21 protein-coding genes and 1 tRNA gene are annotated in these 25,356 nt (G+C 58.4%); 14 read left to right on the plus strand and 8 right to left on the minus strand.

The features are described from left to right. Window positions 1-2: 2 nt before the first annotated feature. A complete protein-coding gene (locus Pan189_RS03825) occupies window positions 3-2,129 on the minus strand; it encodes an ATP-binding protein (protein ID WP_145362641.1) in 2,127 nt (708 codons plus the stop codon). Window positions 2,130-2,528: 399 nt separating this feature from the next. On the opposite strand from Pan189_RS03825, the gene glgA reads away from it, so the two are divergent. From glgA to Pan189_RS03865, 8 genes are all read left to right on the plus strand, one after another. Continuing rightward, window positions 2,529-4,073: a glycogen synthase GlgA gene (glgA, locus tag Pan189_RS03830; protein ID WP_145362642.1), complete on the plus strand. Its 1,545-nt coding sequence runs from the start codon at window positions 2,529-2,531 to the stop codon at window positions 4,071-4,073. A 67-nt stretch (window positions 4,074-4,140) separates the two neighbouring features. Then, window positions 4,141-5,139 (plus strand): galactose-1-phosphate uridylyltransferase, encoded by a 999-nt coding sequence (gene galT, locus Pan189_RS03835; protein WP_145362643.1) that lies wholly within the window; start codon window positions 4,141-4,143, stop codon window positions 5,137-5,139. A gap of 90 nt (window positions 5,140-5,229) precedes the next feature. Beyond that, a complete protein-coding gene (locus Pan189_RS03840; protein ID WP_145362644.1) occupies window positions 5,230-6,243 on the plus strand; it encodes a 3-keto-disaccharide hydrolase in 1,014 nt (337 codons plus the stop codon). A 211-nt stretch (window positions 6,244-6,454) separates the two neighbouring features. Next, a complete protein-coding gene (locus tag Pan189_RS03845) occupies window positions 6,455-7,771 on the plus strand; it encodes an ABC transporter permease (RefSeq protein ID WP_145362645.1) in 1,317 nt (438 codons plus the stop codon). A gap of 182 nt (window positions 7,772-7,953) precedes the next feature. Continuing rightward, window positions 7,954-8,616, plus strand: a complete 663-nt coding sequence (locus tag Pan189_RS03850) for an ABC transporter ATP-binding protein (RefSeq protein ID WP_145362646.1) — start codon at window positions 7,954-7,956, stop codon at window positions 8,614-8,616. Window positions 8,617-8,760: 144 nt separating this feature from the next. Continuing rightward, window positions 8,761-10,713 (plus strand): ABC transporter ATP-binding protein, encoded by a 1,953-nt coding sequence (locus tag Pan189_RS03855; protein ID WP_145362647.1) that lies wholly within the window; start codon window positions 8,761-8,763, stop codon window positions 10,711-10,713. A 162-nt stretch (window positions 10,714-10,875) separates the two neighbouring features. Beyond that, window positions 10,876-12,540 carry a hypothetical protein gene (locus tag Pan189_RS03860; protein ID WP_145362648.1) on the plus strand — a complete coding sequence of 555 codons (1,665 nt, stop codon included), beginning with the start codon at window positions 10,876-10,878 and terminating at the stop codon, window positions 12,538-12,540. A 7-nt stretch (window positions 12,541-12,547) separates the two neighbouring features. After that, window positions 12,548-13,039, plus strand: coding sequence for a metallophosphoesterase family protein (locus tag Pan189_RS03865; protein WP_145362649.1), 492 nt, complete (start codon window positions 12,548-12,550; stop codon window positions 13,037-13,039). Window positions 13,040-13,060: 21 nt separating this feature from the next. Here Pan189_RS03865 and Pan189_RS03870 read toward each other — a convergent pair whose 3' ends face one another. From Pan189_RS03870 to Pan189_RS03885, 4 genes are all read right to left on the minus strand, one after another. Further along, a complete protein-coding gene (locus Pan189_RS03870) occupies window positions 13,061-14,473 on the minus strand; it encodes an ammonium transporter (RefSeq protein ID WP_310821051.1) in 1,413 nt (470 codons plus the stop codon). 74 nt (window positions 14,474-14,547) lie between these two features. After that, the gene (locus tag Pan189_RS03875) at window positions 14,548-14,859 is read right to left on the minus strand and encodes a hypothetical protein (RefSeq protein WP_145362650.1); all 312 of its coding nucleotides are present in this window, start codon (window positions 14,857-14,859) and stop codon (window positions 14,548-14,550) included. Continuing rightward, window positions 14,856-15,128 carry a hypothetical protein gene (locus Pan189_RS03880; RefSeq protein WP_145362651.1) on the minus strand — a complete coding sequence of 91 codons (273 nt, stop codon included), beginning with the start codon at window positions 15,126-15,128 and terminating at the stop codon, window positions 14,856-14,858. Before Pan189_RS03880 ends, Pan189_RS03875 begins: the two co-directional genes overlap by 4 nt. Window positions 15,129-15,148: 20 nt before the next feature. Next, on the minus strand, window positions 15,149-15,772 hold the full coding sequence (locus Pan189_RS03885) for an ATP-dependent Clp protease proteolytic subunit (protein WP_145362652.1): 624 nt from the start codon (window positions 15,770-15,772) through the stop codon (window positions 15,149-15,151). 138 nt (window positions 15,773-15,910) lie between these two features. On the opposite strand from Pan189_RS03885, the gene Pan189_RS03890 reads away from it, so the two are divergent. Together Pan189_RS03890 and Pan189_RS03895 are read left to right on the plus strand one after the other, a co-directional pair. Then, complete coding sequence (locus tag Pan189_RS03890; protein ID WP_145362653.1) at window positions 15,911-16,894, plus strand: DUF6807 domain-containing protein; 984 nt, start codon at window positions 15,911-15,913, stop codon at window positions 16,892-16,894. Window positions 16,895-17,018: 124 nt separating this feature from the next. Further along, entirely contained in the window at window positions 17,019-18,263 is a 1,245-nt protein-coding gene (locus tag Pan189_RS03895) for a M16 family metallopeptidase (RefSeq protein ID WP_145362654.1), read from the plus strand. A 148-nt stretch (window positions 18,264-18,411) separates the two neighbouring features. Here Pan189_RS03895 and Pan189_RS03900 read toward each other — a convergent pair whose 3' ends face one another. Further along, window positions 18,412-19,524 (minus strand): hypothetical protein, encoded by a 1,113-nt coding sequence (locus Pan189_RS03900; protein ID WP_145362655.1) that lies wholly within the window; start codon window positions 19,522-19,524, stop codon window positions 18,412-18,414. A 47-nt stretch (window positions 19,525-19,571) separates the two neighbouring features. Then, window positions 19,572-21,617, minus strand: coding sequence for an Ig-like domain-containing protein (locus Pan189_RS03905; RefSeq protein WP_145362656.1), 2,046 nt, complete (start codon window positions 21,615-21,617; stop codon window positions 19,572-19,574). 354 nt (window positions 21,618-21,971) lie between these two features. On the opposite strand from Pan189_RS03905, the gene Pan189_RS03910 reads away from it, so the two are divergent. Together Pan189_RS03910 and Pan189_RS03915 are read left to right on the plus strand one after the other, a co-directional pair. Beyond that, entirely contained in the window at window positions 21,972-22,235 is a 264-nt protein-coding gene (locus Pan189_RS03910) for a hypothetical protein (protein WP_145362657.1), read from the plus strand. Window positions 22,236-22,258: 23 nt separating this feature from the next. Further along, window positions 22,259-22,332 (plus strand) — tRNA-Val (locus Pan189_RS03915). Between the two features lie 79 nt (window positions 22,333-22,411). Here Pan189_RS03915 and Pan189_RS03920 read toward each other — a convergent pair. Further along, entirely contained in the window at window positions 22,412-23,575 is a 1,164-nt protein-coding gene (locus tag Pan189_RS03920) for a GNAT family N-acetyltransferase (protein WP_145362658.1), read from the minus strand. A gap of 124 nt (window positions 23,576-23,699) precedes the next feature. Here Pan189_RS03920 and Pan189_RS03925 point away from each other — a divergent pair, with 124 nt between their 5' ends. Together Pan189_RS03925 and Pan189_RS03930 are read left to right on the plus strand one after the other, a co-directional pair. Further along, a complete protein-coding gene (locus Pan189_RS03925; RefSeq protein ID WP_145362659.1) occupies window positions 23,700-24,116 on the plus strand; it encodes a hypothetical protein in 417 nt (138 codons plus the stop codon). A 216-nt stretch (window positions 24,117-24,332) separates the two neighbouring features. Then, a complete protein-coding gene (locus tag Pan189_RS03930; protein ID WP_310821052.1) occupies window positions 24,333-25,124 on the plus strand; it encodes a VOC family protein in 792 nt (263 codons plus the stop codon). The last annotated feature ends 232 nt before the right edge of the window (window positions 25,125-25,356 follow it).

Here is a 25,356-nt window from a genome sequence, read left to right on the forward strand (position 1 = left end):
ACTCACGACGTGGCGGGGGTGTTGATCGAGTCGAGATGCTGCCGCAGTACGGGTCGGAACCGGTCCAACTCCCGTCGGACGGCGTCTCGTAGTGCCGGCAGTTCATCGACGGCTTCATCACCTGCTTTGCGTTCCAATTCGAACGCCGTTTCGTAAGTCGCTTGGCCGCCGACGTTGTCAGCGCTGTTCTTTAAGGTGTGCGCAGCCCGCTTGAGCGTCGCGAGATCGCCAGACGCAAGGGAGGAATCAATTTCGTCCATCCATTCGGTGCTGTACTCAAGAAAGACTTCACCAATATCGACCAGCAAATCGGCTTCCCCCGCCACCCGCTCGAGGGCGGTTTTTTCGTTGAATACAGGATGCGAACCGCTGCCTGACGCCGTTTCGTCCGCTCTTTCGTCCGAGGATGTCGACGGTTGGTCGGCCATTGCATCTTCCTCCGAGGATGTCGTCAGGTCGCCGTCGCGTTTCGGCAATTGGGCCTGAATTTGTCCGATCAGTTCGTCCCGCCGAATCGGCTTGGTCGCGTAGTCGTTGCAGCCGACTTCGAGGCAGCGTTCGCGGTCACTGCCCATTGCGTTGGCGGTCAGTGCGATGATGGCCCGCTGGTAGCTGTATTCTCGTAATTTCTTCGTGGCGTCGTAGCCGTCCAGGATGGGCATCTGCATGTCCATCAGGATCAGATCGAACGGTCGTCCGTCCTGTTCGTGCATCAGGGCGAGGTCGACGGCTTGCTCGCCATTTTCGCAGACGACGACTTCGGCACCACACTTTCGCAGGAATCCGGCGATGAGAATCTGATTGTCGGGGCTGTCTTCGGCGAGCAGCAGACTGCAGTTGAGAATTCCGCTCCCGGAATTGATCGAAGGTGTCTCATCGGCCTCGCCGAGTGCTTCGAGCGGGTCACTGAGCATCGTGGCACTGGGGACCAGTTCCGTTTTGACGCGCACGGTAAATGTGCTGCCCGATCCGTAGTTGCTTTCGACGCCTACGTCACCGCCGAGCATCCGAGCAAGACGCCGCGAGATCGTCAGCCCGAGGCCGGTCCCGCCGTATTGTCGCGTCGTCGAGGCATCGCCCTGCGCGAACGCATTGAAGAGCTTGCCCAATTGCTCCGGCGTAAGACCGATGCCGGTATCGACGATGTCGAATCGCAATTCGGGACCGCCGCGAGCGCGCGGGTCGAACGACGAATGCAGCGTCACGCTGCCTTCCCCCGTAAATTTGACGGCATTACCCACGAGGTTGAGGAGAATTTGCCGTAATCGGGTCGGATCGCTCCGGATCATCGACGGCATGGCTGAGCCGAAGGTCAATTTCAGCGGAAGGTGCTTGGCATCCGCCCGCACCCGCATGATCGAGACGACATCGGCGGCGACCTGCACCGGGCTGCATTCGATCTGCTCAACCTCCAGCCGGCCCGCTTCAATCTTCGACAGGTCCAGGACGTCGTTGATGATTTCGAGCAAATGCTCGCCGTTGCGAAGGACCGTCTTGACGGCCATCCGGCGGTCCTCGTCGCCCAGTGCCGGGTCGAGGAGATTCTCCGCGAACCCGATGATTGCGGTCAGCGGCGTGCGGATTTCGTGACTCATGTTGGCCAGAAACTGACTCTTCGCGACGTTGGCCGCTTCGGCAGACTGCTTCTGTTTTTGAATCGTTTCATTGGCGAGCGCGAGCAGACCCGACTGTGCGATCAGCAACGTGTGGATGTCGAGCAGCCGAAGGATCGAGGGGTCATCCGGATCGGCAATGACGATCGGCTCGTAGAACGTATCAGCGGCGCGAGAAAGGGCGGCCGCGGCCGCCTCCGGAATGCTGCATTCGCGGGACAGAACCATCGGCTGAATGCCGATGTGCTCGAGCATCACGCGGATCGGTCGACGCAGAAAAACCTCGACGCCGAAGGGGCGGCCTAGTTGTTCCAGGAACTTCCCACGCGACACGACCCCGACAAGTTTATCTTGCGATGTCACGATCGCGCCCGGCAAGTCCTGCTGCGCGTCGAACTCATCGGCGACGACTTGAGCCGGCGTCTCCAGCGACACGACGACATCGTGAAGCGACAACCCCGACAGTGTCATGTCGTGCGTCAGCTTCGACGGAAGAGAGCGAACGTTTATCGACATGGGTTCGAATCACAGAAACGGACGTTTCGCCGGACGCGAGAAGACTCAGAGAATCCAGGACGCGCGGCGAGCAAAATGCGAACGAAAGCCGAAACCGGGGCAAGCTCTTCGATTGTGAGACTGTCAGTCTCTCGACTCAAATTAAGAATTGATGAAGAACCCGATTCTTCGAACGGCGGGCCGGAAAAACGCCCGTGAGATCGACAGCGCAAACCCGGTCGGTCGTGCCGGATTGGCAACGTCACGACGACCCGCTAACTTGGCATTGTGTTGAGCGTCGGCCGATGAGGACCTCGTACAGAACTGGCTCGGCGATGCGGTCGTTAGCCGGATCGATCGGCAGCCGGATTGTTCGACAGCTCAGCGGGTTCGCAGTTCCCTCAATGATCGACATCCTGGATGAGAATCGTACTGGCCGCTTCCGAGGCGGTGCCCTTTGCCAAGACCGGTGGATTGGCTGATGTGACGACGGCGCTCGCCAAGGCGCTGACGGATGCGGGGCACCAGGTTTGGATCATTCTCCCCAATTATGAGCGGATCATCCGACGCAGTGTGGCCGGGCCGTTCGAGTCGACGGGAATTCGCCTGGAGATACCGGTCGGCCAGAATCTGGTCGAAGGCAGCGTCGTTTGGTCGACCGTGCCGGATACCGACATCCCGGTCCTCCTGATCGATCAGCCCGAATATTTCGACCGCGACGGACTCTACGGCGACAAAACCGGCGAATTCACCGACAACAGTGCCCGCTTCATTTTCTTCAGCCGCGCTGTACTCGAAACCTGTCGAATGATGGCTCTGCGTCCCGACATCGTCCACGCCAACGACTGGCAGACGGGGCTGGTACCGGCGCTACTGGCGACGGAATTCGGGGACCGTCCCGGCTTCGACAAGACCGGCAGCGTCTTCACGATTCACAATCTGGCGTATCAGGGGAACTTCGCCCACTGGGATATGCAGATGACCGGCCTGAGTTGGGAGTACTTCAACTGGCGGCAGATGGAACACTTCGGCGGTCTGAATCTCCTGAAGACGGGGATCGTGTTTGGCGATGTCGTCACGACCGTCAGCCCGACCTACGCGTGGGAGATCACGACGCCCGAAGGTGGGTGCGGCCTGGACGGCGTTCTGGACGAACGAGGTGACGACCTCGTCGGCATTCTCAACGGCATTGACGAGACGATCTGGAACCCGGAAACCGATCCCCACCTGCCGGCAAACTTCGACGCAAAGACGTGGCACGTCGGCAAAGGCACCTGCAAGACGGCATTGCAGCGGGAATTTGGCCTGCCCGAACGATCCGATGTGCCGCTGTTCGGGATGATTTCGCGAATGGCAGACCAAAAAGGGTTCGATTTAATCGCCGGAGCGGCCGAGGAGTTGGTCGAACTCGATTTGCAAATGTGCTTCTTGGGTACGGGTGACCCGCGCTACGAAACGCTCGTGCGACATCTGTCGAACTCTTATCCGGACAAAGTCGCCGCGACTGTCGGCTTCAATGAGGCCCTCGCGCACCGGATCGAAGCCGGATGTGACGCCTATTTGATGCCCAGCCGGTACGAACCCTGCGGCCTCAACCAGATTTACAGCCTCGCTTACGGAACGATCCCGATCGTGCGGGCGGTCGGGGGGCTCAAAGACACCGTGGTCGATGCAACTCCGGAGGCGCTGCGGAACGGCACGGCGACAGGTTTCCGCTTCAATGATTACACCAGTGCGGGACTTCTTGACGCGGTGACTCGGGCGGTTGCCGCCTTCAGCAAGCCCGAGGCCTGGCGACAACTCGTGCAGAACGCGATGGGACGCGACTTCACTTGGAGCCGCAGTGCGCAGGAGTATGTCGGCGTTTACCAACGGGCCCTCGCCGCGGCGACCGGGCAGGAAGCGGCTGCACCGTTCACACCGTCGGCGGGCACCACGTCGACCCGACCGGCATCGGCCAATTAAACACTCTTTTTACAGGTCGGCCGTCGCTCGCTGCCGATGATCAGGTACCGGCGGCGGAGTGTCAGATATGCCGGAATTTCGAAAGGATCCGCTGCTCGATCGCTGGGTCATTATTGCCCCGGAGCGATCGCAGCGCCCGATCGAATTTGAGCACGAGACGTATCGTCCCGATGGTTTTGATCCGTTTGCCGAAGGCAATGAAAGTTCGACACCGTCGGAATTACTTGCCGTGAGGTCGCACGACTCTTCGCCTGACGGTCCCGGCTGGCGAGTCCGTGTCGTCCCCAATAAGTTCGGTGCACTCGATCCGGCAGGCGACCCCGTCATTCGCAATGACGGCCTCTATTCGGCAGTGGATGCGGTCGGCTCGCACGAGGTCGTCATCGAGTGCCCCCACTTCGAAGTGAATCTGTCGCGGCTGAGTGCAAAAAATGTCGAAGAAGTGCTGGGCGTGTACCGAGACCGACTGCTGACGCACGAACGTGACCCCCGGCTCAAGTACACCGTCATATTCAAGAATAAGGGACCGGCCGCCGGGGCGAGTCTTGCGCACGCTCATTCGCAAATTATGGCGATCGGCTTCGTCCCCAAGGACCTCAGCGACGAACTCGCCTCCGCTCGGCATCACTTCGAAACGACCGGGCAGTGTCCCTACGCCGAAGTATTGGCGCAAGAACTCACAACCGCATCGCGGATCGTGTTCGAGACACCGCACTTCGTCGTCTATTGCCCGTACGCGAGTCGATTCGCCTACGAGATGAAGATCGTCCCGCGGAGACCGGGCAGCCACTTCGGGCAAATTCAGCCGGAGCAGATTCAGGATCTGGCCGAAGTGCTCAAAAAGGCGCTGCAGAAGATTGAGTCGGCACTGAGCGATCCTCCCTACAACTTCGTTCTGCGGACGGCCCCGTTCCGAACCGGTTCGTTGCCTTACTTCCGATGGCACATCGAAATTTACCCTCGCATCGCCCGGGCCGCCGGTTTTGAATGGGGCACGGGATGCTTCATCAATATCGCCGCTCCGGAAGACGCGGCGGAAACGCTCCGCTCACAGGCCGTCGACTGAGCGAAGACGGTTCAGTACTGCCGGTGATTTGAGCTTCGCGCCGGTCGACCTCATGATTGCAGGCGAAACAAATTCTCGCGGAGGTACTTAATGCGCGCTCACTTTCGACCTGCGGCCTTGATGGCGGCAATGACAATTTGCCTCGGAATGGTGGACGACTCAAACGCCCAAGAGACCACCGAAACGTCCGCGTCCAAAGAGATCGTCGTTCCGGAGATTGAATCGACGCCGTTTGACGACAGTCAGCAGAAGTCAAAGCTCTATCGCGAAGGATTCGCGACCGGCTATCACTGGGCATTCAGCAAAGGCCATCAAGGCTGTCCGACGCATCCCAGCTTGCGCAATCTCGCCTTTATTCGAGGCTGGGTCGAGGGTTGGCAGGCGGCGATCGCCGATGGCGGAACTCGGTCACTGCCGGGCTTGTACGCTAAGTACTTGAAATGGGACGACGAAGTCAGGCCGGAGGAAACTGGTTTCCGCTCGCTGTTCGACGGCACCTCGACCGACGGTTGGCTGGTCGCACCCAACAAGCCGTATGCGGGCCCGCTCGAAGAAGGTGCGATTCAGCCTCACAAGGCGGGCGGAAGATACGTTTATCACGACGATGTATTTGAGAACTTCGAACTGCGGCTCGAAGTCAAACAGTCGAGCGAGAAAACGAACTCGGGCATCTTCATCCGGCTCGTCGACCCCACAAAGCACTTTGGAAACCCGAAGAAAAACCCTCGCAGCGGTTTCGAAATTCAAGTCGGCCCCGGAGGAACGGGGAACCACGACTTCGGCGCGATTTATGATCTCGTGCCCGCGGCGGAGAACGTGCAGCGGCCCGTCGGCGAGTGGAACGAGGTTCAAGTTTACGCGAACGGTCCCCGCATTGTTGTGACCGTCAACGGCCTTCGCACGGCGACTCTGAATGCCGACGAATGGGCCGAGCCGGGCAAGCGACCGGATGGCACCAATCACAAATTTCTCGCCGCGATCGCCGAATTGCCGCGCCGCGGGCACATCGGCTTTCAGGATCATGGCAGCAAAGCCTGGTTTCGGAACGTGCGTATCCGTGAGTTGCCGAGTTCTGAGCGATCGGAACTGGGCGGTGAAAACTAGCACGGCCGCTGGGTGGCCGGGGACGACGCTTTCGCCGCCCCCGGAACGCGTATCTCGGACGGGCGACTGCTCGTCAAAGACGCTTCACCGCACCCATTCGAGTTTCCGAATCGTTCAGTCAGGTTTGCGACCCGCGTCTACGGCAGGTGGAAGTTAGACGAGGGGCGGTCTAACATTTCGCGAACCGCTTCCTCTCCACACCAAGTCGCAAATGCTCCTGTTCGCACTCCGTAATCTCTGGTCTCGTCCCGCGCGAACCATCTTGGCTCTGTTGGGACTGACGGTCGCCATTGCCGGGATGGTGGGCCTGTTCAGCGTGGCACACGGGCTCGACGCGACGGTCAAAGACACGTTCGCCCGCGTTCCGGGACTCGTGGCGATGCAGCCGGGGGCGCCGATCCCGCTGTTTTCGACCCTTCCCTCCGACTGGCAGCAGGAAATTGAGCAGGTCGACGGGGTTGGCGTCGTCAACACGGAAGTTTGGCAACGCGTGAACATGATCAACGGGAAGGCGATTATCTCGCCGCCGCGATTGTTCTGCGGGACCGACATCCCCTCGCGACTCCAACTCTCAACCGATCTGTTTGGCGACTCGATCATCGAAGGCCGGTACCTCACGCTCGAAGATCGAGGCACGACCAATTGCGTGGTCAGCAACTTCATCGCCGAAGAGTTCGGGGCGACGGTCGGCGACGTGCTGACACCGAACGGGGTCGAATGCAAAATCGTCGGCATCTATTCCGTCGGGTCGATTCTGGTCGATGTGGCTATTGTGCTCGATGTCGACATGGTCCGGCAGATTACCCGCTACGACCCGGAAACCGTTTCGGCCTTCTACATCGAAGCCGCACCCGGAGCGGAGCCAAAGGCCGTCGCCGAACGAATTTCCGATAACTTTGCCGATCGCGCCATCGAACCGTGGCGTCCGAGCGAGTTGTTACTGCTGTCCGATAAAAATCCGGTCGAATCGTTATTCGAGTCGATCGATCAGCTTCTCAGCGGCGAGTTAAAACCTGCTCCCGCGCCGCCTTCTCTGGGAGCAGGATCGCCGACCGGTTCGGGGGGAGAGCCGAAGTCCGGGGTTGATGTCCGCACCATGGATGATTGGTCGGCTCAATTCGATCAGCTCACGGGCGACCTTGATTTGTTTCTATCGATCTTGACGAGCATCGGCCTGACGATCGCGGTCTTAAGTGTGATTAATACGATGTTGATGAGTGTGAGCGAACGGATTATCGAATTCGGCATCCTCAAAGCCAACGGGTGGAGTCGCCTCGACGTTGTGAAACTCATTACGGCCGAAAGCGGACTGATCGGCCTCGGCGGTGGAGTATTGGGAACCTCCATCGGCTGGGCGGCGACGCTGATTCTTAACGCCTATTTCCCGGACCGACTGAATCTCTATGCCAGCCCTGAGCTCATCGGTTTCGCATTAATCTTCAGCTCTCTGCTCGGCGTTGTGGGAGGCCTCTATCCGGCATTGTGGGCGATGAGGATGGCTCCAATGGAAGCGATCCGCAGAGGCTAAGTAGAGGTGAGGGGTTAGAGGTTAGAGGTGAGAGGAAATTGAGTACTTTGTTGCCGAATTGGTTGAATTTGCGGGATTTTCAAACTTCTATTCTTAAAGAATAGAATCCACTCACCACTCACCACTCACCACTCACCACTCACCACTCACCACTCACCACTCACCACTCACCTTTTTCAATCATGATCGAACTGCAAGACGTTGCCAAAACGCATCACCGCGGGGAGACGGCCGTGCATGCGCTGCGGGGCGTGACGGCGACGATTCCGGAAGGTTCCTTCACCTTTATTCTGGGACCATCCGGCAGCGGTAAGAGCACGCTGCTCTATTTAATGGGTGCGCTCGATGCACCGACGGCCGGGGACATCGTCGTTGACGGGCACTCGATCAATGAAATGCCCGACTCTGCGAAGGACTCTTACCGTCGCGACGACGTCGGCTTTATATTTCAGAGCTTTAACCTGCTCAAGAATTTAAACGCCGTCGACAACGCGCTCGTGCCCTATCTGCCGCGGGGAGTGAACGGTGAGTTGAAATCGCGGGCGGTCGAATTGCTGAAACGAGTCGGACTGGAAAACCGGATCGATCACACACCCAATCAACTATCCGGGGGTGAACAGCAACGGGTGGCGATTGCTCGAGCGCTGCTCAAAGATCCGAAGTTGATCCTCGCCGATGAACCGACGGGCGAACTCGACAGCAAGACCGGGGCGGAGGTGTTCGGCTATTTGCGGGACCTCCACGCCGAACGCAAGTCGACTGTCGTCGTTGTGACGCACGATCAAAGTCATCTGACGTCGGGTGACACGGTCTTGCGGATGCGCGATGGGCGGATCGAGGAGTGATCCTTAACACGTTGCGTACGTGGTGCTTCGCTTTTATCCGCTTACTTCGTGCGCGGCTTGTTGACCTTGTGCGTGGCTTGTCGGGTTTTGAAAAGTTGACTCTGGGGGCGTCCCGGCAAATCATTGCGGATCGAAGGGAGAGTTATGCCGGGAATTATTCGGACCAGTCGTGATCGTTTTCGCGACTACTCGCAGAATCTGTTTCAGAGAAAATCGAAGGACGACAAGCCCGATGATCCACTCGCGTGGTATCGCGGACGACATCGCTCGTCATGGCAGTTGCTGCGCGAGTTTTTTGGGTTGATCGACGGTTACTGGCCCAGCGTCGCATTCGCCCTGGTGATGCTGACGTTGTCGACCGGTCTTGGGCTCATCCCGCCGGCGGCGACCAAACTGGTTGTTGACAACGTGCTGGGCGACCAGCCGATGCCGGAGTGGATCGCCGCTGCGATTCCGCTGCCCGAAGAACGCGGAGCGCTGCTCGCACTCATCATCGGTGTCGTAGTCGCGATCTCGTTTGTGAAGGTCGGGTTCGGGCTGTGGGGCCGTTGGCGGGCGACGCTGACGACCAAACGCGTGCAGATGAGCGTTCGCAAGCGGGTGTTCGCTCACGCCGTTCGGCTGCCAATGCACCGGGTTCACGATCTTAAGTCGGGGGGAATTGCGAGCATCCTGCGGAACGATTCCGGAAGTGTCGGAGATCTCGTCTTCGGCCTGATCTACAATCCGTGGCGGGCCGCGGTGCAGTTGATCGGGAGCCTCTTGATTCTTGCCTTCGTCGACTGGCGACTGCTCGTCGGGGCGATCGCGATGCTGCCGGTCGTGTACGTGACGCATCGGACTTGGATCAATCGCATTCGGCCCCAGTTCAAAGCGGTCCGGGCCACGCGGGAAGAGGTCGACGCTCAAGCGACGGAGTCATTCGGCGGGATGCGCGTCGTCAGGGCCTTCGCCCGGGAACGCAGCGAAGGAACACGCAACATGAAGTCTCAGCACTTCATGGGGCGACAGGAGCTCTACGCGTGGTGGTGGGTGCGAATCGTTGAATCGATTTGGGAAACGGTGATTCCACTCGCCAGCGCCGGTTTGCTGCTCTATGGCGGCTGGCAGGTACTCGAAGGAAGCCTCACGCTCGGCGATCTGATGATGTTCCTCGTTTACCTGCTCATGTTGTTGGAGCCGATCGCAGTGCTTGCGCAGAGTGCGGCTCAGTTCCAGAACAGCCTGTCCGGGCTGGATCGCATCCTTGATGTGCTGGCTGAGCCGACCGAGATGCCTCGGCCGGAAGACTGTCGGCCGCTTGATCGCAGTGCGGTCGCCGGGCGGGTCACCTTCGACAATGTCGACTTTCGATACGACACATCAGAGGACGACGCCGGCTTCTCGTTGCGGGAAGTCTCGTTCGAAGCCGAACCGGGCGAAGTCATCGCACTGGTCGGTCGCAGCGGCGCGGGTAAGACAACCCTCTGCAACTTGGTCGCGAGGTTTTACGACGCTACCGGTGGTCAGATTCTGCTTGATGACGTCGACGTTAGAGAATACGACGTCGAGCAATATCGCCGGCTGCTCGGCGTTGTTGAGCAGGATGTGTTTCTGTTCGACGGAACCGTCACCGAAAATATCGCCTACGCAAACCGCGCGGCTGATTTGACGGACATCATCCGGGCCGCCCGCGCGGCGAATGCCCACGAGTTCGTTGAGCGATTGCCGCAGGGATATGAGACGGTGATCGGTGAACGGGGCGTGAAGCTCTCCGGCGGGCAACGTCAGCGACTGGCCATCGCCCGGGCGGTGCTGGCCGAGCCGAAACTGCTCATTCTCGACGAGGCGACGAGCAATCTCGACACCGAGAGCGAGCGGCTCATTCAGGACGCTCTGCAGAACCTGATGGCTGATCGGACGAGTTTTGTGATTGCCCACCGGCTCAGCACGATCCGGCACGCCCATCTGATCCTGGTCATCGAAGACGGCCGGATCGTTGAACGTGGCACCCATGACGAGTTGGTGCGCACGGGAACGATCTATCCTGAAATGGTGGCGCTGCAAACCGGCCGGAACTTCGATGTCGAATCATCGGTATCCCAACCGATCGGCTGATGACTTCGAGTCAGTTCGGGTAATTGGCGCAGAGTGATCGGAGCACTGAGCGGTCCGGTTGGTCCAGCCGGACCGATTGTCCGGCCCCCATGCAGTTTCGGTGTAGAAATCGCCGACTTTCGAACTGGTGGATTTTCTCGGTGCAGGGAGGCACGGGGTTTGATGACTCGGTTCGGTAAAAAATTTGTTGTGTTGGCCTGCCTCTGTGCGGTGGGGCTGACCGCCTCGGCCGATGAGCCTTCTCCCTGGGTCTCTTACGAGTCGCAGATCGATCGATTCGCCGCGAGCTTTCCGACGACACCCGAGATCGAAGTCCTTTCAGAAACGGGCGAGCCGCGCCGGGCGACCTATCGTTCGGTCAGTTCGGACCGGCTGGCGCACTATCGACTGACGGTGCACGATCTGGTCGGTCCCGATACCGGCGCCGCTCAAGAAGGGTTGATCCTCGGAACGAGCGAGGCCATCCGCTCGGAATTGAGCGGGGCGATCCTTCGGAAAAAGATGATTCGAGGTCCGCTCGACGCGATCGATGAGAAATCTGGAACGGAGTTAACGTCATCTTGGAAGGAAGCGAATTCCGACAAGACGCTCTACAGTCTTTTTCGCTTCCTGCCGGTCGGCTCGCGATGCTACGAACTACAGGTGATCTTCGTCGGAGATTCGAGTTGGAGCGACGCGGACAAAGACCGGTTCTTCAAGTCATTTCGCCCGTCTGAACCGGAGGTCGCTGTTCGTGGATGGCGGACGGTCACGCCGTCGGGCGCGGGCTTCTCCGCGCAGTTCCCCGCACGACCAACCGTCGTCTCAAGCCGTGCCGGCAGTTCGCCATATAAGGCGTATACGACGACAGGTCCGCTCAACCGCGGCGAGTTCCGGATCAGTTACTTTGATTTAAAGCAGACACCGTCGACCGAACAGATTCCGCTCATTTTCGACAATGTTCGCAACACATACGCGAAGCGATTTGAAGCGACGGCTTCCAATGAAAAGTCGGTCGTGATCGACGGGTCGCCGTCGCGACAATTTGTGCTCAAGGGCACATTCGAAGACAAACCGATTACGGTCTCGGCCTGCCTCGTAACGACCGGCTCTCGATTCTTCGAGGTCAAAGTCGTCGACCGCGATCAGCAACGACCTGTCGATGCAGCCGACATCGATCGATTTTTGAAGAGCCTCAAAATCACCGGCGATCTGACGCCGATTGAAGCGGCCGGAGATGACGATGCGAACCTCCAGGTGACGGCCGCTCCGGCGCCGCTCGAAGACCGGCCCGCTCTTGACGATCTGAAGGCCGACGACTCGACATCGCTCGATGGAAAACCCGAACTCGACGTACCTCCCGACCAGTGGCGTTGGTTCCGATCGGAGCAGGGTCGGTTCCAGGTCATGCTTCCACAGGAACCCCGCTTGACGACCGGATCGGTTAACAACTGCGACCGCGTTTGCGCCCACGCACTCAGCGCGCAGGGAGCGATCAGTTTTGCGGTGTCGAGTGTCGATCACGACAGCCCGATCAGTCAAAAAGATGCCGTGAAAATTTTCAATTCGACCCGCGATCGTTCCATCAAGGAATTCGGGGCCGAGATCAAGCACGACCAGTTAATTCGCTACCGCAGCTATCTCGGGCGAGACCTGCTGCTCGAAGCGGACGTTGATGGTCGCGCCTACTTTTTTCGAGAGCGGAACGTTGTCGTCGGCGATCGAAGTTATATCTTGCAGATGGTGTGGACCGCGGACCAACCGGTGCATCCGCCCGCGGCGAATCAATTTTTAAACTCCTTAGTGCCAATGCAAGACGTTAAACGCACGGCTTCGGCTCAACGATAATTACGTCATGAAAGTTGCAGTTCTCAGCGACACTCACGGGCAGATCTCCAATACGACCGAGGCGATTCGACAGATCGAGCGGTATCAGCCAGATGCAGTGCTGCATTGCGGCGATATCGGTCGTCCCGACATCGTTCCACTATTTCGCGGTCGCCCGACGCACTTTGTCTTCGGAAACGTCGACCGGGACGAGGCCCTGTTCGCGCCCATGTTCGACGGAACCGAACTGATTGGTCACGGCCGCTTTGCCGATCTAACCCTCGGCACCGTTCGCATCGCGATGACCCACGGAGACGACCCGAAACTGCTTCGCAAAGCGATTCGATCCGGCGACTACGATCTCGTTTGCCACGGACACACGCACGTCCGGCGGCTTGAAACAATCAGTTCGACGCTCGTGCTCAATCCGGGAGCGATGCATCGGGCGGCTGAGTATTCGATCGCGATTGTCGAACTTCCGTCTCTTAACGTCGAATTTGTGACCGTCAATCACAATTAAGCGGGTCTTGCGATTGCGACGTTATTGAAAGATATATCCGTCCTCGCCGTGTTCGGTCAGGTCGAGTCCTCGTTGTTCGTTCTCGCGAGTGACGCGGAAGCCCATCACGAGGTCGATCCCCTTAAACAGGACTGCCGATGCGATCGCGGCATATCCCGCAGCGGCGAGTACGCCGATGAATTGGTTGAGGAGCTGATTCGCATTACCTTCAACGAGTCCGACGACTTCCGGGTCGCCGGTGATCGCCGCTGTCGCGAACACACCGGTGAGCAGCGCTCCGACGGCACCGCCAACGCCATGGACGCCGAAGGCGTCGAGCGAGTCGTCATAGCCGAGGGCGTTCTTCAATTTAATACATGCCAGATAGCAGGCGACGCCGCAGATTAAACCGATCGCGATTCCTCGGATCGGATCGACCGCCCCGGCGGCCGGGGTGATGCCGACGAGTCCGGCCACGCCGCCGGAGCAGGCTCCGAGAACGGTCGGCTTCTTAAACGCGATCCACTCTGCGACCGACCAGCCGATGACCCCGGCCGCTGCGGCAAGGTGGGTGGCGACGAATGCATTCACGGCCGTGGCATTCGCGGCGAGTGCGCTTCCGGCATTAAAGCCGAACCAGCCGACCCACAGCAGAGCCGTTCCGATCGCGGTGTAAGTCATATTGTGCGGCGGCATCGGCTCAACACGGTGCCCGTACCGCGGCCCGAGCAATAGACAGCAAATGAGGGCCGTCACACCGGAGCTGACATGCACGACGGTTCCGCCGGCGAAGTCGAGCGCGGCGAATCGACCTTCGAGCAGCCAGCCGCCGTCGCCCCAGACCCAGTGCGCGATCGGGCAATACACGAGCGTGCCCCACAGTACGAGGAACAGGCACAGCGGCGCAAACCGGACCCGTTCGGCAATCGCCCCGCAGATCAGTGCGGGCGTAATGATGAAGAACATTCCTTGAAAGGCCATAAAAAGCGACGCCGGAATCGTTCCGCTCATCGGAACGACCGCCTCACCCGCTTCGGCATTCCAAGTCGGGATGACGCCCCGGAGCAGCACGTGATCGAGGTTTCCGATGAAGCCGCCGCTGCCGCCGAAGGCGAGGCTGTAGCCCCATAGCGCCCACACGATGCTCATCAGCCCCATCATCGTGATGCACTGCATGACGACCGAGAGCACGTTCTTGCGTCGGACGAGGCCGCCGTAAAATAGGGCCAGCCCCGGCGCGGTCATCATCAAGACCAGTGCGGTCGACACGAGCATCCAGGCGGTGTCGCCGGTGTCGAGTTCCGGGACGACCTCGGCCGTATCCTCCGCCGCACCCCCCTCGGTGGGAGCAGCCTCAGACGTTACCGAGTCGTCTTGGGCGAAGCAGTGGACCGGCGCGGACAGCGAAAGCAACAGGACCGCCAAGACGGCGACCCCTCGAATCATGATGTGCATTGGAAAGCCCCGGAGCGCAGGGGAAAGTCAAAACGCTGCTGAGAATAGCGAGTCTGCTATGTCCCGCAAGTCGATTAGGGGTCAGTCTTCGGCCTGCCGATTCGGATCGAAACCCGAAAGACATATACAATGCGATCTTCCTCGAATACGCGGAAGTTAATTGAGGCAACCGCGCCACTGCTTCGGAATTCGAATCGAAAGACGCTGTCATCGTCTTCGAAGGCCAAAGCAGAGGAGAACTCACCCGCACCGAGCTTCAATTCAATCGCATGAGACAATTCAGTTAAGGTTTGCCGGACGGTCGCATTTCCGTCGACCCAGCGTTCCGTCATGTGCTCGACCAGTACATCATCCCAAATGACTTGGTAACGGCGGGCCGGGATCATTGGGACGACGCTTTCGACTCAAGGTGGGCCAGCATATCTGCTGTCGTCATTCCGGTTCGCCAATCCTTGTGCGATCGCTCGCGAACTGCCTGCAGTTCTTCGGCCGACGGTGGCTCCGAAGGTATCCCCACCATAAATGTTGGTCGCCGAATTGTTGCGATAGATAGACCGTCAGAGTCTTGAATGACGAGGACGTCGTCCTCCAACCCGGCCAGCACTTCCCCGATCGGCGTCTTGGCCGACTCTTCATTGAGAATGAACTCCGCCATCCGACCCTCCTTTCGATGAGCTATCGATTCGTATCAACCATTCTCGCACTGCTTCGCATCTGCGTCCACACGTCACCTGAGAAGAGGTCAACCATCGTCGCCAGGCCGGCTGCAACCACTTCCTCGCCGGTGACAAAACGTCCGGGGCGGGTCCAGTCTTGAAGCAGCTTGTCGTCCATCGGCAGCATTCGGCTGAGCAGGCGGTCCATGTCCCCTTCCATGACCTGAAAATGGCGGGCCCATTCGGCGGCTTCTTCCATCCGCACGTCCTCGTCGCTTTGCCAGCGGACGGGATGGAACAGCATTGTCGAATGGCGGGTGACGTACCGCTCTTTGCAGGCGGCAAAGGGCATGATCGCGGCGCTGCTGCACTCACCGGTCACGACGGCGACGGCGTTCAATCCTCGCAGGCGAATCAATGACGCCATGGCCAGCCCGACGTAAGCGCTGCCGCCGCAGGAATCGAACCAGATCGTGCCTTTCGAGTTCCGCGGCACCTCGACGAGTTGTTGCTCGATTTCGAGCTGCTTGTCGGTTAGCTCCCCGCAGATGATCAGTTCCCAGTCATTTTCAGCCATCCGAGCAGGCGGGGGCGGCGGTGACACGCTGGGATAGGGATGAAGTCGTTTCTTGACAGCGTTCATGAATCAGTCCACTGTGGCTTAGAGATATACCGCGAAGTCGGTCACGTTGACTGATGTCTTGATCGCGGGCAACGGTCAGTCGAAAGAGGCGGCCTCACGGGGCGTCACGTCAATCTTAATATTTGAACGGTCAATCGAATGCTTGCGCGTGTTTCGCCTACCTATTGGCAACTGCTTTACATTGTGCCGACCCTCTTTTTTGCTTTGCCTTTCGCTCCGGCGGGTGCAGGCGACGCACCTCACTCGCGCGACGTGATCGTAGGTGCGGTTCGCTGGCTTCCTTACGAGGAAATTCATGTCTTGATCGACTCCGACCCGTTTACCAAATTTCATTACGGAGAAGACTTCGAAAAGCCGTTCTTCCATCCGATCAAAGGGCCGTTCGGGCAGCCGCTGACCCGCGGACTCGACAAACAAGATGTCTCCGACCATCCGCACCACAAAGGTCTTTGGGTCGCCCTTGAGAAAGTCAATGGCGGTGATCATTGGCTCGAAAAAGATCCGATCAAACATATCAGTGCGAAAATCGATCGGAGCGAAACGGCCAAGAATGGATCGCTTCGACTTCGCACAGTGAATCACTGGCTCGGCAGCGAAGGCAAACCGGTGCTGGTCGAGAAAACGGACATCAGGCTGACCCCGGACCGACTCATCGGCTACGACATCACCCTCGAACCCGCCGGCACCGAACCGGTCTCCTTCGCCGACACCAAGGAAGGCTTCTTCGCCTTCCGCGTCGCCAACGAACTGCGAGCCAAAGGCGGCACCGGCAAAATCAGCGACTCTGAAGGGCGCTCCGGTGAGTCGGACGTTTGGGGGCAGACCGCGAAATGGGTCGACTACTCCGGCACCGTCGGCGGCAACGATGTCGGCGTTGCGATCTTCGATCACCCTGAGAACTTCCGCCCGGCCCGTTACCACGTACGCGGCTACGGACTGTTCGCCGCCAGCCCCTTCGGCGAGAAGGCTTATACCAAAGGGAAAAGCGAAGCTCAGCCCGTCATACTCCAGCCCGGCGAATCGCTCCGCCTTCGTTATGCCCTCTACGTCCACCCCGGCAACGCGAAAACAGGAAACGTCAACGAACGCTACCGCCAATACGTCCGCGCAACGTCAGAGTGAGGAGTTCGTTTAGCCGCGACCGATAGGGAGCGCTCCGCCGCCGCCGCGTTGCCGATCTCAGCCAACGTGATCATACTGGAGCGTTCCAAAAACACGCTCCGCAAATTGCTCGAATGGACTCGCCATGCCGGATCCTGAAGTCCGGACACACACCTACGACAACGGCCTCACGCTGCTCGTCGAGCCGATGGCTGACGTCAAGTCGGCGTCGTTTTCGATCATGGTTCCGGCAGGCAGCGTGTACGACCCGCCCGGCGAGAGCGGCTCCGCAGCCGTTCTCACGGAATTGATCACACGCGGTGCGGGCCCTCGAAACTCACGCGAACTCTCTTCAGACCTGGATGACCTCGGCACGCGCCGCTCCGAGTCGACCGGCACATCCCATTTGACGTTCGGCGTCGCCACGCTGGCCGAGAACATCCCGGCCACGCTCCGAATTTATCGCGACATCTTGCTCAGCCCACGTTTGCCGGAGGCCGAATTCGACGCGTCGCGAGCGGGGGTGGTCCAATCGGTTCTCGCCAACGAAGACGAGCCTCGCAGTAGGACCATGAGCGAACTGCGTCGCCGCTGCTATGACGTCCCGTGGGGACTGCCGACCGACGGGACGCTCGCGGGTCTCGAAGCGCTGTCGCATCAGACCGTCGCAGACCACTACCGCACCTGCTTCCGTCCCAACGGCGCGATCGTTGGTGTTGCTGGGCACGTCGACTTTGAGGGACTCAAAGACCTCGTCGACGAACTGCTGGGCGACTGGCCGCAGCAGCCCGAGCCTTCGATCGAGACAGGCCCCCGAGGATCGAAGCACGATCACATCACGCAGGATTTGACGCAAACGCATATCGGCATCTCGTTCGATTCGATCCCATATTCCCATCCGCAATACTTCGCCGCGTGGGCTGCGGCGAGTGTTTTATCCGGGGGAATGAGCTCGCGTCTGTTCACGGAAGTCCGCGAGCGTCGCGGCCTTTGCTATGCGATCAGCGCATCTCTGCGGGGAACTAAAGCCGAAGGCCGGCTAATGTGTTACGCAGGCACGACGAACGAGCGGGCGCAGGAGACGCTTGACGTGACGCTCGGCGAGTTCGGTCGACTGGCCGAGGGCATCGAGCAGAATGAACTCGATCGCTGCCGCAGCCGGGCGAAGAGCGGCCTCGTCATGCAGCAGGAGTCGACGATCTCCCGCGCCGGCTCAATCGCCAAAGACTGGTACCACCTCGGCCGCGTGCGGACGCTCGACGAAGTGCAAAGCGCGATCGATGCCCTCACCGTCGATGACGTACTCAACTTCGTTCGCAATCACCCCCCTGAAGACCCAACGATCCTGACGTTGGGACCGGATGCGTTGGAATTGAATAAAGAAAGTTAAGTTTGGGAAGTGTTAGAGGCCGCGCAATTGACGATGGTAACGGCCGAGCCATCGAAGTCTGTCCCAATGCAATTCGGTTGATCGTAGCAACCGCACGCATATGCCCAACTGAGGGTGGCATGTCACCCGCCGAGCCCATGGAGCGGGATTAGAACGGTTCCAAAGTCGGCTTACGACCCCAACGTATCCGAAATTGCGGGTGCAAGCGGTCGGCTTCGTAAAACCACACATCAGCAGTCGACGAAATCTCCGGCTTACAAACCACCACTTTTCCGGAGGAGCCTGCAAAGAGTTGCGAATAAATACGGCCACGATCTTCAGTCGAGTTTTCTTGCGGAAAAACCGGTTGCCTATGTAATACCGCGCCGGTATCCGAATCGATCAAGACAAATTCAGAACCGTCGATGGCAACCAATCGAGATTCTGATAAAAAACTGAATCCCCGCAAATGCGCGCTCTTCGCAGAATAGTCGAAACTAGCTTTAAAGTTATTTGCAAATTTAAATACACGTATTGCGTGTCTTCCATCTTCTTGCTGCAGGTGCAGCGCTAAAAGTTTGTTGGCGAAGTCGCAAGCAATGACGTTGGTTCGAACGTCATGCCGAAATCGAAATGGAATATCGCGACTTGAAACGGGAACTGTATTACGAAGTAGCCGCGTACGAAGATCTAACAGTATGATCTCGTTCGGCTTGTAGATAACGAGACCGTTATCGCCCCAAATTTCGCAATCCAGCAGCGGCGAATTTCGAATTTCCTCTTGCCAAAGAAGCTCCTGCTCGCTCACGTCAAATACGCCGTATTCGCCCCGTGTCGCGAAGGCAAGCATTTTGCCGGTCCGGGTGGCCTCTAAATCGGTCGGCGCTTCGGCGACCGCAGAAGCAAATTCCCACGGCCCCTTACCTGGACGCCAACCCTCTCGATTCTTCTTCAGCTGATTGACCGCGGAAAAAACCATTGAATCGGCACAGGCAAGCGCTACCTCAAAGTCGTCAACTCCCACATCCAGAGCAACCGTGGTTGAGCTTCTTTCGAAAACTTCAATCACTGTAAGGTTCGACGAACCACGGCCAAAACGAATAGTTCGATCGAAGCCAGCGATCGCTACAGTATCACCGCGCTCCGAAATCGTAACGCCTCGGATCAAAGGCGGCGAAGATGGAAATAGCATTTCGAGGGCAATCACGATGACCGCGACGCCAATCGCAACAGCTATGCAGTAGTTCGCCACCCGTCGAGCATAAAATAGTTTGAGTTTCATCATCTATCTTTAGGGCGACTCTAGAGTCATTTCGGTCGATACGCGATCTAAAAGTGATAAATGTCGTAGGCGTAATAACCCGGTGGAAGAGGATCTCCCGGATAGCTGAGTCTGATAGGCCAATCACCATCGTACGTGGTGTGCCAGAGAGGGTTTAGGCCGGACCCGACGTGGAAGATGACCGTCGGGGTATCAGGCTTTCTTGATTCATCATAGATCGTGGCGTCCGCTATGTATACGCCCCAGTGTGAGAACCCGACGCTACGATTACGCAAAATATAGCGATCACTATTCAAGAGAAATGGCGACGCTGCGTCATACATCGTTGCTGAGTAAGAGTGGCAAAGGCTATCCCCCGACGTCGACTGCCATAAGCCGTACGCTGCTCCTGTCATTGCGAGCCAAGCTCGCATGAGTTCTGGGCGTATTTCAAGCTCCTTGGAAACAAACTCTACGTCCGTCGTAGACATTTGCCAGGTAACGGCTGCAAAACGCCGGACGGCCGCACGAAGCGAACCAGCCTGCTCGTCAATCGGCTTGTCCGACGTAAAGAAGGTGCCAGTGCCAATATCAACCGTTATGGTTTTTCCAAGTACATCAAGCCCGTAAGCCTCCCAAAATTTTGCTTCGGGGTCATCAGGGTCGCCCATGTCTGGCAAATCTTGCATTGCGAGCGTGTAGCCCGCCCCGACCATGTAATCAAACATCGGTGCATAATGGGGATGCAATTCCCGAAATCGTTGGACGAGAACATGATTCGAATATGCAACAACATTAATATACACGTTGGCAACGTCGGACAATTCACCGTCAGAAATTTCGTAAGTGAATCTATCTTCGCCGGCGAAGTCCGGATTCGGCGTATATGTAAATTCTCCGGTCACGCTATCAAACGATAAAATCCCGTTTGATGGGCCGCTTACAATTGTCGCAGCGAACATCCCCGGAGGTGAACTAAAATCAAAGTCGTTTTCTGTCGGTAGCAAAAGCAATGAACTGCGATCGACTTCAAGTGTTTCGTTCATTTCGATGGTGTAGAAGTCGGTGTTTGCATACGGTTTTAAATTCTTAATTGTTACCACAACCCGCCCGCTCGCTACCGCAAAGCCAGTCGCGGCACCTTGTGTTGCAGTCACTTCAAACGCTTCGGTGAAGCCGACGCCTTTCCAGGATTTGCCGTCGATGTAGCCGGTCGATTCATAGTCGAGCTGCTTAATTAATTTCAGCTTGTGCTCGCCGTCGATCTCTTCGATTTCGAAATATTCGCTATTGCTGAGCGAGACCGAGAACGGATCGGACGCCCATTCGGCGGGGAGGGTAGCGACATAGGTGCCGACGGCCGTGTCTTCGCTCAACGTAATATTAATGTCGCCGACGACCGCGATCTTAACGTCCGCGGAGTCGCTCGAAACGCCATCGGTGACGGTGTAAGACAATTCGTCGACGCCGAGATAGTCGGCGTCGGGTTTATAGAACAGGCCGCCGCGTTTGCTTAGCCATTTCGCGACACCGCCGTCGGTCGAGACGTCGCGCTGCGTCGTCGTGGTGAGGTCATCGCCGTCCGAGTCGTTATCGTTATCGAATAACGGCCCGCGCCAGCCGGTGTAAATGTCGTCTTCATTGTTAATGACGAATGCGTCGTCGGCCGCTGTAACGGCGCTATTGTTAAGTTTAATATTGACCGTCGCGTCGTAGGTGTCGGTGCCGTTGTCGACGGTGATATCAAAGGACGCGACGAGCTCATCGTCCGCGTTGGTGCTGAAATTCGTGGGCGCGATCCAGTCAATGCCGCCCCACTTGCTGACCCATTCTAATTGTCCACCGTCGACACCGTTGGCGGGCGTGAAATTACTGTGACCGGTAATTTGGGCCGACGGGTCGTTTAATTCATCGAGCAGTAACGAGTCGCGCCAGCCGGTCGAGATCCGCTTTTGGGTTTGGTGCCAGTCAATGTCGATCGTCTGCGGGTCGGTCGCGGTGCCCGAGAGCATCACCCGCTGCTCCAGCGGTTCGATTGCCGTGAACCCGCGTCGTCGGCGTCGCGGGCGAAAGGAGTCGGCGTAAAGGGAGCGCAGCCATTTCGTGACGACCATCGGGGGAATTCCTTCGGCAGGGAGGGCAGATGCGCCACAGCCGCGGCTGGGATTAAAAGCGCGTTCAGTAGTCCCGTAGTGGACTGTAGATCGCTGGGATTTTATCGACAGCTTTCGGGAACGCGATCTCAGTTGCGAAAAATTTTCACATGCAGGCCGCCGTGGTCGAACTGCTGGTGTCGAAGTGACGTGTTGACACCGGATTGTGATTGATAGTCCGGCTTGCTTGCCTCAAGTCGAGGCTTTGGTTCTCTGCTAATTATCGCTTGGCGCGAACATTTTGCTCGATGGCTTGTCGGAACGGTACACGGACTTACCGTCCCGTCAGTTCTTCGCCGACCAGGTTCCCCGCCGATGCTCATCGACAGCCTCCATTCGACAGAATTCAATCCGCACGCCGCAAGCGAACAGATTGACCAGAGTGTCCGCAACGTGCCGGAGCGGCCCCCCGTCATCACGCCGTGTCGGGGCGAGACGTCAGCCTACGGGGCGGGGTTCCCGTCGTGGTTCAGCGGGCTTGTGGCGAGGCTGCTGTTGGAAGAGTCACCGCAGCCGTTGGACGTTCAGCCGCAGCTTCGTTGCGGCGAGGGCTTGCCAGAAGGCGGCCGCCCGCGATAAAACCTGCATGGTCTCGCGTATTCGGACCTGTAGCTCAGTTGGTTAGAGCGCCATCTTCACACGGTGGAAGTCCCCAGTTCGAGTCTGGGCAGGTCCATTTTCTTTGATCGCCAAGCAAGGGGGATCGCTCGGTTGCGTCCCTTGCTCGCGCTGCGGGCTTGTCTTCGGTCGCGGCGTTACTCGGCTTGCTTTCGATAGACGACGCCGGTGTCGATCTTTTCGAAGCCGCTGTACTCGAAGACCTTCAGCGCCGCCGTATTCGACTCGCTGACGTGGGCTTCGACGAGCGTGACCATTTCGTCGCGGAGCCGTTTGCAGAGCTCCGTCAGAAGGGTCTGGGCGTAGCCTTTGCGTCGACTGTCCTCGTTCACATTGAGATCGATCAGTCCGACGACGCGCTGGTGCCACTTCTGCAGATACAAATCGAGGCCGATCACCGTAACGGACGCTACGGACTCTCCGCCCGACTTCGGTTCGAGCAGGAATCGCAGCGTTTCGAGTCGGCCGTAGCGGGTCATCCACCACCAGTCGCTGCGTGGAGAGCCGGCGGCGATGCTCAGCTTCATCTTTCGGCGGACGTTGACGAGCCGAAAATTCAGCGGATCGCGCGTGTTGACGATGTCGCGCTGCAGCACAAAGTAGCGCTCGGCCGGTTCGTAACCGAGTTTTGTCAGAAACGGCTCCGCATCGGGATCGCTTTCGAGGAATCCCGTCGGGCGGCTGCCGCCGTAGAGCCCGATGTAGAATGGATCAAACGGAGGAGCCGGCCCCGCGATCAGTTCGGTTGCCCCGTTGTCGCGGAGGTAGGCCTCAGCGCGCGACAGCAATTCGCGACCGACGCCGAGTCCGCGGAACTGCGGGCGGACCATGATTGCGCAAATTGCTCCCCGCTCTTTGGTAAGGGCCGAGAAATCTTCGTTGGGGCCGAAGCCCGCGTGGACAAAACCCACGATGTCGTCGCTGCCCTCTTCAACCGCAACGATAAACCCGTTCGGGTCAAAGTACCGCTGCGAAAAGTTGAGGAACTCCAGCGCGTCATAGGAGAATCCCGAGGCCGCACCTCGACCGAGTTCGCAGTCGTGCCACAACGCGACGAGAGCGGGTGGGTCGCTGTTGCGAAACGACCGATAGGTGATTGCGGAAGTTTCTGCCACGTGCTGCACGGGAGGGTATCGAGCCGGGGGAGTCGGCGACCGGCGGCGCAAGCGGTCGATCCGAATTGGCTGGCGGTCGGCCCAAACCGCCAGCAAGTCCATCGTGGCGATCAACCCGAGAAATTGCCACAGTAGTTCGCTCTGGTTCCCAACGAGAATTCCAAAATTGTGTGAATGACGAACCAATTATTCCGATCTGTCGCCGATGGCTGAATTCCGGGCCATGATCGGATCACTTTCTCTATGATAAAGATCGAAGCGGCTCCGCTGTGAGCTGCGAACCGACCATGGCTCTGTAAATCTGGCTCCGATGCCCTCCGCCGACTTGATTGCCGATTCGACTCTCGAAGCGTACCTGTCTGAGCAACTTCCGTCGGCGAATGCGGCGGAGATCGAGAGTCAGTTACGCAACTCCGAATCGCTGCGCGAGCGATTGGCTGTGATCATTGCGCGGCGAGATGTCGGGCAACACGGCGTGGGGGATATCTGGCGGACCGCTCGATTGAGTTGCCCCACCCGCGTCGACGTCGGTCGGTTCCTTGAGGGAAGCGGCGAAGTCGAAGAACGCGACTACATCCGTTTTCACTTGGAGCGGGTGGGCTGCCGCTACTGTCAGGCAAATGTCGATGATCTTCGCAATAGCGATCGATCGGAAACCGATACGAGCAAGCGACGCAAACGCTATTTCGAAACCTCGGTCGGCCGCCTCGGGCATCGCCCTGAGTGATTCCCCTCCCGGCCATCGGAAGTCGCTTCTCGATGGGTTAAACGGAGCCGCCGCGTTGAGGGTGCAATCGGCTTTCCGATTGATGGAGAGTCTATTCTCAAATGCCGGGTAACAATTCTTGTCGTGACTCCGAAGTTGCTTGCGTTTCGACCATAAAGGTGACATTGTGTCCACATCCGATTCGGTCCGTTGAACTTCATGGGGAGGGAACAGCAAATGGGGCTTCGAACACAATTTGATGCAGGAATCTTCTGCTGGATCGACCTCATGGCTCATGAGATCGAAGGAGCCAAACGGTTTTATTCGGAGGTCTTCGGGTGGTCGGCCGAAGACCAGGACACACAGGGCGGACCGCCCTACGTGATGTTCCGGCATGGCGAGCACAGCGTAGCCGGGCTCGGTGAAATGCCTGAAGAAATGAAGTCGGGAGGAATGCCGCCGGTTTGGAACAGCTATATCAGCGTTGGCGATGCCGAAGCGGTCGCAGCCAAAGCAACGGAATTGGGCGGTACCGTCACAATGCCATTGATGCAGGTTATGACGGCCGGACGCATGGCGGGCATTCAGGATCCTACGGGCGCCTATTTCTTTATCTGGGAACCTCAGGAACACTTCGGTGCCGAGCTGGTCAACCAAACCGGGGCATGGGGCTGGAACGAACTGGCAACCCGCGACATCGAAACCGCGTTGAAGTTTTACGGCGAACTGTTCGGTTGGACGTACGAATCAAGTTCTGGAGCGATGTCACGATATGAAATCATTCATCACGCCGGTCGAATGAACGGCGGCATCATGGCAATGACTGAAGCGTGGGGCGACGCCCCTCCGAACTGGAGCGTGTACGTGACGGTCGATGATGTGCCGTCCGTCGTGGCGAAAGTGCGGGAGGCCGGCGGCGGAGTAATCGCGGAACCGTTCGATATGGATGTCGGAACGATTGCCGTCGTTACGGACCCCCAAGGAGCTGCCTTCAACGTGATCCGCACCAATGAGGAACCGGACGAGTAGAGGGTCGACTTGCGGCCCTGACATCCCAATACGTACCCCTCGATAGCGAGTTAGATTGAAAGAAACAGTCATTCAAATGGGTGGCTGTGGACGGCATCTTTACGACGCCCACAGTGATCGTGTCTTTGGTGGCACCATTTTCGAACAGTTCTGATTTTGAGAGTTCGCGTTCCGGGGGCGGCGAAAGCGCCGTATCCGGCCACCCGACGTTATTGTGTTAATATTGAAGAAG

The sequence above is a fragment of the Stratiformator vulcanicus genome, from assembly GCF_007744515.1.
Lineage (GTDB): Bacteria > Planctomycetota > Planctomycetia > Planctomycetales > Planctomycetaceae > Stratiformator > Stratiformator vulcanicus.